Annotated in this window: 10 protein-coding genes; 7 read left to right on the top strand and 3 right to left on the bottom strand. The window is 63.0% G+C overall.

Annotated features, from left to right (window positions below; all coding sequences use genetic code 11):
* The 5 genes from BGN91_RS07680 to BGN91_RS07700 all read left to right on the top strand — a co-directional run.
* Nucleotides 1-797: M20/M25/M40 family metallo-hydrolase (locus BGN91_RS07680; RefSeq protein WP_292611976.1), on the top strand; the 797-nt coding region annotated here is incomplete at its 5' end.
* A 377-nt stretch (nt 798-1,174) separates the two neighbouring features.
* The gene (locus BGN91_RS07685) at nt 1,175-2,053 is read left to right on the top strand and encodes a hypothetical protein (RefSeq protein ID WP_292611978.1); all 879 of its coding nucleotides are present in this window, start codon (nt 1,175-1,177) and stop codon (nt 2,051-2,053) included.
* 126 nt (nt 2,054-2,179) lie between these two features.
* A complete protein-coding gene (locus tag BGN91_RS07690) occupies nt 2,180-2,593 on the top strand; it encodes a MucR family transcriptional regulator (protein WP_292611980.1) in 414 nt (137 codons plus the stop codon).
* Nucleotides 2,594-2,833: 240 nt separating this feature from the next.
* Complete coding sequence (locus BGN91_RS07695; protein ID WP_366408371.1) at nt 2,834-3,127, top strand: helix-turn-helix domain-containing protein; 294 nt, start codon at nt 2,834-2,836, stop codon at nt 3,125-3,127.
* Entirely contained in the window at nt 3,114-3,743 is a 630-nt protein-coding gene (locus BGN91_RS07700; RefSeq protein WP_292611984.1) for a DUF6456 domain-containing protein, read from the top strand. Before BGN91_RS07695 ends, BGN91_RS07700 begins: the two co-directional genes overlap by 14 nt.
* A 33-nt stretch (nt 3,744-3,776) precedes the next feature.
* On the opposite strand, the gene BGN91_RS07705 is transcribed toward BGN91_RS07700, so the two are convergent.
* Nucleotides 3,777-4,205 carry a SufE family protein gene (locus BGN91_RS07705; RefSeq protein ID WP_292611986.1) on the bottom strand — a complete coding sequence of 143 codons (429 nt, stop codon included), beginning with the start codon at nt 4,203-4,205 and terminating at the stop codon, nt 3,777-3,779.
* A 313-nt stretch (nt 4,206-4,518) separates the two neighbouring features.
* On the bottom strand, nt 4,519-4,926 hold the full coding sequence (locus BGN91_RS07710; RefSeq protein WP_292611988.1) for a DUF5330 domain-containing protein: 408 nt from the start codon (nt 4,924-4,926) through the stop codon (nt 4,519-4,521).
* 377 nt (nt 4,927-5,303) lie between these two features.
* On the opposite strand from BGN91_RS07710, the gene BGN91_RS07715 reads away from it, so the two are divergent.
* Together BGN91_RS07715 and BGN91_RS07720 are read left to right on the top strand one after the other, a co-directional pair.
* Complete coding sequence (locus tag BGN91_RS07715) at nt 5,304-7,151, top strand: PAS domain-containing sensor histidine kinase (RefSeq protein WP_292611994.1); 1,848 nt, start codon at nt 5,304-5,306, stop codon at nt 7,149-7,151.
* The gene (locus BGN91_RS07720) at nt 7,144-7,794 is read left to right on the top strand and encodes a peptidoglycan-binding domain-containing protein (RefSeq protein WP_292611990.1); all 651 of its coding nucleotides are present in this window, start codon (nt 7,144-7,146) and stop codon (nt 7,792-7,794) included. Before BGN91_RS07715 ends, BGN91_RS07720 begins: the two co-directional genes overlap by 8 nt.
* A 123-nt stretch (nt 7,795-7,917) precedes the next feature.
* Here BGN91_RS07720 and BGN91_RS07725 read toward each other — a convergent pair.
* Nucleotides 7,918-8,973 (bottom strand): TonB-dependent receptor (locus BGN91_RS07725; protein ID WP_292611992.1); only part of this gene is annotated, 1,056 nt, incomplete at its 5' end.

The raw sequence follows: 8,973 nt of genomic DNA on the forward strand, positions 1-8,973 counted from the left end.
CGTCGCTGCGCGGACTGGTCTATGAGGAAGTGATCATCAAGGCCGCGAATCGCGACCTGCATTCCGGCCTTTTCGGCGGTGGCGCCCAAAACCCGATCCGGGTGCTGACCCGTATCCTCGGCGCTCTCCATGACGACAACGGCCGCATCATGCTTCCCGGCTTCTACGATGGCGTGAAGGATTTGCCGGACGACATCCGCGCGCAATGGGCGAAGCTCGATCTGACGCCGGACAGGATGCTGAAGCCCATCGGCCTCTCGATCCCCGCCGGTGAAAAGGATCGTCTGCTGATCGAGCAGCTCTTGTCGCGGCCGACCTGCGACATCAACGGCATCGTCGGCGGCTACACCGGCGAGGGCTCCAAGACGGTGATCCCGGCTCAGGCGTCGGCCAAGGTCTCGTTCCGCCTCGTCGAAGGTCAGGACCCCGAAAAGATCCGCGACGCTTTCCGTGCCTTTGTGAAGGCGCGCGTGCCTGCGGACTGCTCGGCCGAGTTCCTGGACCATGCCGGAGCGCCCGCGATCGCGCTCGACTGGAATATGAAGCCGCTGGCGGCTGCGAAGCGGGCGCTGACCGACGAATGGAACAAGGAGGCGCTGCTGATCGGCTGCGGCGCGTCGATCCCGATCGTTGCGGATTTTAAGAAGACGCTGGGCCTCGACGCCGTGCTGGTCGGCTTCGGCCTGGAGGACGACAACATCCATTCGCCGAACGAGAAATACGACCTGAAGAGTTTTCACAAGGGCATTCGCTCATGGGCGCGGATCCTCGCCGCGCTGGCGGAAGCGCCGCGCTGACGCGATCTTTATGCGTTCACGTGAAAACGCCGTCCGGGATTGGACGGCGTTTGACGTGATGTGCAGAGGGTGATGGCGCGAGCCTACATCAATTCTATGGTCCGGCAAGAGCTGGCGAGTTGTGGTTCCTGTCGGACAGCCATAGCTTTTCCCGGTGGTCGGCTTGTTCCGGGTTGCCGTTCGTCGTTTTGCCGCCATATCTCGCGCGGTTGCCGGCGACGAATTAGCGACTGGCGAGGCGCATCCAATGCCGCTATCGTCGCCGGCGGGACATTTTTTGGGCGTGTGGTTCGGAAGTTCGCTTCAGCTTGCGCGCATTCCGAACGCAGAACCGGTATCCGCTTTGCGGACTATGCGCGAAGGGGCGGAGCTTACGTATGAGAACGCTTTTGGTCGTGGGGATCGGCGTGTTCGTGGCCGGTCTGGTGACCGCCGCCTTCGGACTCCCTGTCAAGGAGTTCTCTTTCGGGAATACGCTGATCTTGTCGGGCACGGTGATGTCCTGCACCGGCCTGATCATGATCAGTCTGTCGCTGGTTGTCCGCGAGGTGCGGGCAGCGGCAGACCGGCTGCGCTCGGCAGCGATGGCGGCTGATCGCGGCGTTCCCGATCTTCGCGGGCCGATTTTGCCGGGCCGGAGCCTCAGGGATGACCCGCCGCCGTGGGATGCGGATCAAGGTGCGCCGAACGCGGAAAACGATCCGGCAGCAATGCCGTCCGTTCAATCGGCCCGCCGGCAGGCGGACGTGCCCACCCGCGATCGGGTCGTTGCCGCTGCCGCACCGGAGATCGCCGCGCCGGAGCCGCCGGCATTCTCTGATATGCCTCCATCGAAGTCTCGCCGTAACCTCTTGTTCGAGTCCTCGATGAGACGGGATCGCGAGCGTGCGATGGCGGAACGATCCGATCCGGCCGGCTGGTCTCCGCCTGCGGCACATGCTCGGGAACTCGACGTGTCGCGCGTGTCATTCGACGATGCCTGGGCGAGGTCAGAGCGATCGCGTGCGGAGGCGGACAGCGCGTCGTCGCCGGCATCGCCCGCGGGCACGCGCGCCGATCGCCCGGGAGGCCTTCCGAGCCAGAACGCTGCCCCGATCACGGTGCTGAGATCCGGCGTCGTCGACGGAATGGCCTATTCGCTCTTTTCCGACGGCACCATCGAAGCGCAGATGCCGGAGGGCATGATGCGATTTGCATCGATCGATCAACTGCGCGCGCATCTCGATAACAGGCCCGCCCGGTCATCTCTGAAATAAATTTCGCGTGTTTGCGCGTCGTTCTTGTCATGCCCGCGGCAATCCGCTCATACTCATAATGTAAAGCAGATTCTGATCGTCATTCCGGGCGTATCGATGCTGCTTCACGATCCGGAAGATGAGATCATGAGCGACACAGCCGGCAAGAGCTTTCTCGACCTCACGGCGGAGATCGTATCGGCCTATGTCAGCAACAACACGACGCCGGCATCGGAAATTCCCGCGCTCATAAGCCAGGTGTATGCCGCGCTGACGCGGGTGTCGTCCGGCCGGGGCGAATCGCCGGCAGAACCGACCAAACCCGCCGTGCCGGTCAAGAAATCGATGACGGCCGACTATCTGATCTGTCTGGAGGACGGCAAACGCTTCAAATCGCTCAAGCGCCATCTGCGGACGCAATACAACATGAGCCCCGAGCAGTACCGGGACAAATGGAAACTTCCAGCCGACTATCCCATGGTGGCTCCGAATTATGCGGTCACGCGATCTCAATTGGCCAAAAACATGGGCCTTGGTCAGCAGCGCCGGCGACGAAAATAACGCGGCTTTTAGGTACGCAATATTAGGAATAATATCTGAATCGACCCTCCGGCGGTTCTACCGATGCCCCGTTTTCCCTGAAAAATGTTATCCCCGGGGCTGGATGGAGCCTATAGGATATATGAATATATTCCTATAGCGGAGGTTACCATGCTTCTGACCCATCCGTCCGGTTCGCCTGCGGCTGTCCGGCGGCCGTCAATCCCGGCAAAGACAATCTGTCACGGTCTCGCGCGGCTGGTGGCCGACGAATTCGGGCTCGACGCCGGGATCCTCATATCGCCCACACGCGGCGCCCCGCGTGCCGCATACGCAAGACAAGTCGCGATGTACCTGGCGCATGTCGGTTTCGCCCTGAGTTTCGAAACCATCGGCCGCGCCTTCGACCGCGACCGCACCACGGTTTCTCACGCATGCCGCGTGGTTGAAGACAGCCGCGACGACGAGAAGCTGGATCGTCGTCTTGCGCTGCTCGAAACAATGTGCGCGGCTTTCGATGAAGGCCACGATGGAACGTCCAATGTCGGCGTCTGATCGCGGCGCTGGCAAATCGACGCGTCGGCCGAAGCGCCGCACGGCCGAAGTCGTCGATCGGTTTCGCGCGCAGCATCTCACGCTTGCCGAGCGCGAGATCATGACAGATGCAGGCGTTGCGACCGTGATGGCCAACGACAGCGAGAGTCCGCTCGCCTGGCTGGCGCGCCGCAAGGGTCGCGATGGCTGTGCGATGATCAGCCGCGACCAGTTTGCGGCTGGCGAACGGTTGCGCGCGGATTTCACGCGTGGGAATCTGACGCCGCGGGTGACCTCGAACTGGTCGGCGCCGACCGGAGGACGACCGCGCGGATCCGGAGCTGGCCCCTGCGAGATGACCGATCTGATCGTCGCGTCGCGGCAGCGGGTGCGGCTGGCGCTGCAGGCGTGCGGGCCTGAGTTTTCCGGGCTGCTGATGGATGTCTGCTGCTTTCTGCGCGGGCTCGAAGATGTCGAGCGCGAGCGCGGCTGGCCGCCGCGATCGGCGAAAGTCGTGCTGCAACTGGCGCTGGACAGGTTGGCCCGGCACTATGGCCTGGGGAACGCCGGGCGGCGCGAGGCAAGTGCTCATGTGCGCACATGGATCGCGAGCGACGCAGCCTTTACCAGCGGGTAGGCACGCGCATTGCCGGATCGTGGCTGATCGGTCTCAGGCCGCGTCGGCCAGCGCTTCCCGCGCGTCCCTGCGAATGCGCTCGACCATGGCGCGCAGCCCGTTGGAACGCTGCGGCGTGAGGTGCTCGCGAAAGCCGAGTTCGTCGAAGACGGCGATTGCGTCGGTATCGAGAATGGCCTGCGGCTTCCGGCCGGAATAAAGCGTCAGCAGGATCGCGATCAGGCCGCGTACGATATGCGCGTCGCTGTCGCCGACATAGGTCAGCACCGGATCGTTGTCGGCGTCGCGGGCGGTCTTGAGGGACAGCCAGACCTGGCTGGTGCAGCCCTGAACCTTGTTGGTGGCGGAATGTTCGGCTTCGCTCATCGGTGCGAGTGTGCGCCCGAGTTCGATGACGTACCGGTAACGGTCGTCCCACTCTTCGAGCAGCTCAAAGTTGTCCCTGATCTCGTCGATCGTCATTCAGGCCCAAATGTCCATATGTGAGGTGTTGCCAGTGTTCCATAATTCCGACATTCGCAAAGGCGCCTGCTGACAGGGGATGCGAACGCCAGAATTGGACATCAGCCCTATATAAGACGCCGGGCGGGTAAAATCGATACGGGCGCGGCGATCATTGCGGAAATTGTTCCGTGCCGTGGCGGTCCGAGGCTCGCCCCATTTCCCGAGCGCGCTAGAGTCTTTCACCGTTTCATGGAAACGATGAAAGACACCAGCTTCTTGATTTGACGCGTTTTCTTCACGCGAACCGGATTCCACTTCGCTCGAAAACGCTCTAATTGGCCGGAACGGTGGCGGGGACCTCAAGATGCCATTCCGCCTGCAAATCCTCCGGCGTCAACGTGTCATGCTGCGCGTCCCCGGACGTTGCTTCGTCGGTTGACGCCATGGCCCCGATCGAGCCCGTATGGTCGGAAGCGCGCTTGTCGGTGATGATCCGGTACAGTTTTCTCGCGCCGTCCTGCGCGCGCTGTCCGATCGCGGCCGCGGCCTGGCCGCCGACCTCGCAAGCGGCCGGCTGACGCGTGCAAAAGTGACTCATGTCAGAGACGGCCGCTGTCGCGGCCGATACGGCCTCGGAGGCTTTGATCTGGGAACCCTTGTTCGCCTCGGGCGCGTTGTCCCTCGGCAGCAGCACGAGCACGAGCCCGAGCCAGAAGGCCATGCGAAGCAGGAAAAACATGTCGCGTCCCTATGTGTTTTTCACCCCGTTGCGTTGAATTTCGCAATCTGTCTCTCCCGTATCAGGCGGTGCTGAATCCCGGGTGTGTCCGCGGTCTTCCCGGCTAAGAAAATCATGCGAGCGGCGGTGGAATTCGATTCGGCGTAAATTTTCGATTGATGCGCCGTCTGCGGCATGCCGGAAACCTCGCGTTCACCATTCTTGTCGAATGCCGTCGCCGATGGGCGGGAAAACGGCATCCGCGCGCGTTGTTTCGTCACGGACCGGACTGCCTTAGCGTTCGCTTAAGTTCACTCTGACACGTTGCGCCAACGAAAATGGAGGCGTTCCGGCGCGTCTGGTACGACGTCGGCCGAAGCGCAAGCGACGTGACCGCATTGACTCTTATCCAGGACTGCCTCGATGCCCTACTGCATCCGTCGGCGCGATACGATGCGCTGACGCGGGCGCGTCATCGCGCGTTCATGGGACCGCGTCTTTTGGGAAGCCTCGTCGCGTTCGCGGCGTTTCCAGTCTATCTCGCGGTCCGCGGCGCACCGACGGCGCTGGAAGTGTTGGCTTTCGCCTGGCTCGTCGTTCCGATTCTGCTCTCCTATTTCCTGTCGCGGACCGGCCGTTATGAAGACGCGCACATGCTGTCGTCGATCGCGCTCGCCGGTCTCGTCATGATGATCGCGATCGCGACCGGCGGGATCGGATCGTTCGCGGCCGTCTGGCTTGCCCTGATTCCACTGGAAGCGGCGCTGTCCGCCTCCCGCCGCGTTATCGGGTTCGCATCGGCGCTCGCGGTATCATGCGTGCTCGCGCTGATTGCGATGAGCTACTTTGACGCCTTGCCGCTGCTCGACTCCGGTGCGACGGCCCACAGCGTCCTGATGGCGTCCGGCATTGCGTCCGCGACGCTTTATGCTGCGGGGATCGCGTTCGGCGCGGAGGCGGTGGCGCGCACCGGAACCTCGCTGCTGAGCGTCGAGGAAAATCGCTATCGCCTGCTGGCGCGCAACATGAGCGACGTGATTTCGCGTCACCGGCGCAATGGCGCCGTGCAGTTCATTTCGCCTGCAGCGGAAGTCCTGCTCGGTGTGCCCGTATCGGAATTGCAGGATCACGGCCTGTTCGACCGGGTTCACGTGGCCGACCGCCCGGCCTATCTCACCGCGCTCGCGGCGGCTGCGCTTGGCAACGACGCGCAAAGCGTCGAATTCAGGCTCAGGCGTGAAGTTGCGCGTGGTCCGCAAGGAGACGCGCGCCATCCGGCGGATTTCATATGGGTGGAAATGCGATGCCGTCCGCTCGAACCCGCCTGCGCTGCAACGATCGCCGATGAACTCGAAGTCGTCGCGGTGATGCGGGATATCACCGAGCGGAAGCATCAGGAACACGCGCTGGATCTGGCGCGTGCCGCAGCCGAACGCGCCGACGCCGCCAGGACCCGGTTTCTCGCAACCGTGAGCCACGAACTGCGAACGCCGCTCAATGCCATCATCGGCTTTTCGGAGATGATGGTTCAGGAGGACGCCCTGTTGCTCGATGCGCCGCGGCGCAAGGAGTATGCACAGCTCATCAACGACTCCGGCCAGCATCTGTTGTCGGTGGTCAACAGCATCCTCGACATGTCGAAAATGGAAACCGGAAACTTCGAGATCGTGCCCGAGCCGTTCGCGCCGCGCGAGGTGCTGCTCAACAGCAGCAGTCTGCTCGCGCTCAAGGCTCGCGACAACGGCATCGAGCTCGTCACGCGCGTTCCGGAGGATTTGCCGCAAATCACCGGCGATCCGCGCGCGTTCAGGCAGATCGTTCTGAACCTGGTATCGAACGCCATCAAGTTCACCGAGCGCGGTGGCCAGGTCACGGTCTCGGCCCGCGTCGAGGGATCGCGCATGATGCTGTGCGTGATGGACAACGGCGTCGGCATCGCGCAGGACGACCTCAAGCGGATCGGCGACCCGTTCTTTCAGGCGGGGAAAACATATCAACGGCGCCACGAGGGGACCGGGCTCGGGCTGTCGATCGTCAAGAGTCTCGTTGCATTGCATCGGGGCGAGATCGACGTGCAGAGCGAGATAGACGAGGGGACCACGGTGACCGTCATGTTGCCGCTGACATTCGTGTCCGGCGCCGGCGTGGCCAAAGTTGATGTGCCATCGGACAACATCGCGACGTTGACGCCGTCGCCGCGTCCCGGAAAACAGGATCAGAGTCATCGGGTGAAGAAGAGTGCCTAGAAAAGCTGTCCGAGGAGACGTGATCCGGCCGCGCCGTCGCAGCGCGGCTGCCGGGAGAGGCGAAGCTGACGAGGAACGCGGTTTCGCCATGCGCATTCTGCTGCACAGCCCGAAGGATCTGCTTGCGGGGTCGCTGGCTTTCGCCGCCGTCGGGGCGATCGTCGCCAATGCCATGTTCATGCAGGCCGGCCGTCATCCATTTCCGATGTTCGGCTCCGGCGTGACGATAGTGCCGCAGGCCAATCCGTTGCCGCGGCCCCGGCCGGTCGAGGCGGATACGGCCGTCGCGCGGCCGGCCGAACCGTCCGCAAATGCAGAAGGTTCTTCCGCCAGTTCTGCCCAGTCGGCTGCGCCGTCGCGCGGGGCGTCAGGGCAGGGTGCGCGTTCGCCGGCGCCGGTCGCGGCCGCGCCGCATGGCGATCCGGTCGCCGATCTCATCAACGCGACGCGTCGTGTCGCCGCCGTGCAGCGGACGTTGACCGAATACGGCTACGGCCAATTGAAGCCGACGGGAACGGTCGGGACCGACACCCAGGCCGCGATCCGGAAATTCGAGCAGGCTCGCCGGATGCCGGTGACCGGACAGATGTCGGATCGTCTCGTGCGAGAACTCGTCGCGATGACCGGGCGGGCGATCGACTAGAGCGGTCATTCCGGGGCGTCGTGAAGCGACGAACCCGGAATCCGGTCGTCGATGATTTTCGGACGCTGAATTCCCCGATGCGCAATTGGACAACCGTGATTGCCGCCGATTGCCTTTCGAGTGCTATCGCACTCCATAACTTGCCACACGAATGCCTCCGAAAACCCCGAGGCCGGGCGCAAGGAATCCGGTCGGGTTCTGGTAGCGGCGGTCGAAGAGGTTATCGACGCGCGCGAAGAGCTTGACCTGGTCGTTGACGGCATAGTCGCCGCGCAGATTGACGAGCGTATAGCCGGGCGCGACAATTCCGGAAGCCGAGCCGTCGCGCGTGACGTCGATCCAGTTGCTGACATGCAGCACGGTTGCCGACAACGTAAGCTGGTCGACCGGAAGCCATGTCGCCGTCACGCTCCATTTGTCCTTGGGCCGGCGCAACAGTTGCAGGCTGGTAGCGACATCGACGGCGCGGGTGAAGGTGTAATCGGCGCGGATGCCGAAACGCCCGGTGATCTGCGCGGAGACGAACGTTTCGGTGCCTTCCGTCGTCGCGCGGTTGACGTTCACCAGCGAGGTGAACGTGTCGTTGTAGTCGATCAGGTTGATGAGGTCGTTGTGGAAGTAGGTCGAGCCGAACCGCACGCGGTCGTTGAACAGAGGCTGCTCGAAGCCGGCGTCGTAGCCCGTGCTCTCCTCCGGCTTCAGGTTGGGGTTGGCAAAGAAACCGAAGGCCGGATAGTCCTGATACAACTGGCTCAGTGACGGCGCCTTGAATCCGGTGCCGTAGCTCGCCTTCAGTTTCGTCTCGGTGACGGGAAGAATGACCGCCGGCGCGATCCGATAGGTCATATGCTCGCCGAAGCGGTCGTTGGAATCTTCGCGGACATTCGCGACCAGGAAGAACCGCTTCGCAAAAGCCGATTGCAGTTCGATGAAGCCGGCCTTGTTGCCGTTCTGGGCCGTCAAGTCGGTGGTCTCGATGCGATCGGTCTGTTGCTCTGCGCCGACGATCAGGTTGTTGTCGCGCGCGATCTCGGCCACGGCGTGCCAGTCCAACTTGAGGCGTTCGCCGGTGGTGGTTGCCGCAGCCGGATCTCCCGGACTTATGTCGTAAGCCCTGCTGTTGGTGTAGTTGACGCCGAAGTAGTTCTTTAAGCGTCCGTCGAACAGCGACCATACCGC

The organism is Nitrobacter sp. 62-13, from assembly GCF_001896955.1.
Lineage (GTDB): Bacteria > Pseudomonadota > Alphaproteobacteria > Rhizobiales > Xanthobacteraceae > Nitrobacter.

What these genes read in the sequence shown, in the direction of transcription:
- BGN91_RS07700 (WP_292611984.1), top strand. Translation starts at nt 3,114, where the DNA reads ATGTCGGCGTCTGATCGCGGCGCTGGCAAATCGACGCGTCGGCCGAAG.
- BGN91_RS07685 (WP_292611978.1), top strand. Translation starts at nt 1,175, where the DNA reads ATGAGAACGCTTTTGGTCGTGGGGATCGGCGTGTTCGTGGCCGGTCTG.
- BGN91_RS07705 (WP_292611986.1), bottom strand. Translation starts at nt 4,205, where the DNA reads ATGACGATCGACGAGATCAGGGACAACTTTGAGCTGCTCGAAGAGTGG.
- BGN91_RS07690 (WP_292611980.1), top strand. Translation starts at nt 2,180, where the DNA reads ATGAGCGACACAGCCGGCAAGAGCTTTCTCGACCTCACGGCGGAGATC.
- BGN91_RS07710 (WP_292611988.1), bottom strand. Translation starts at nt 4,926, where the DNA reads ATGTTTTTCCTGCTTCGCATGGCCTTCTGGCTCGGGCTCGTGCTCGTG.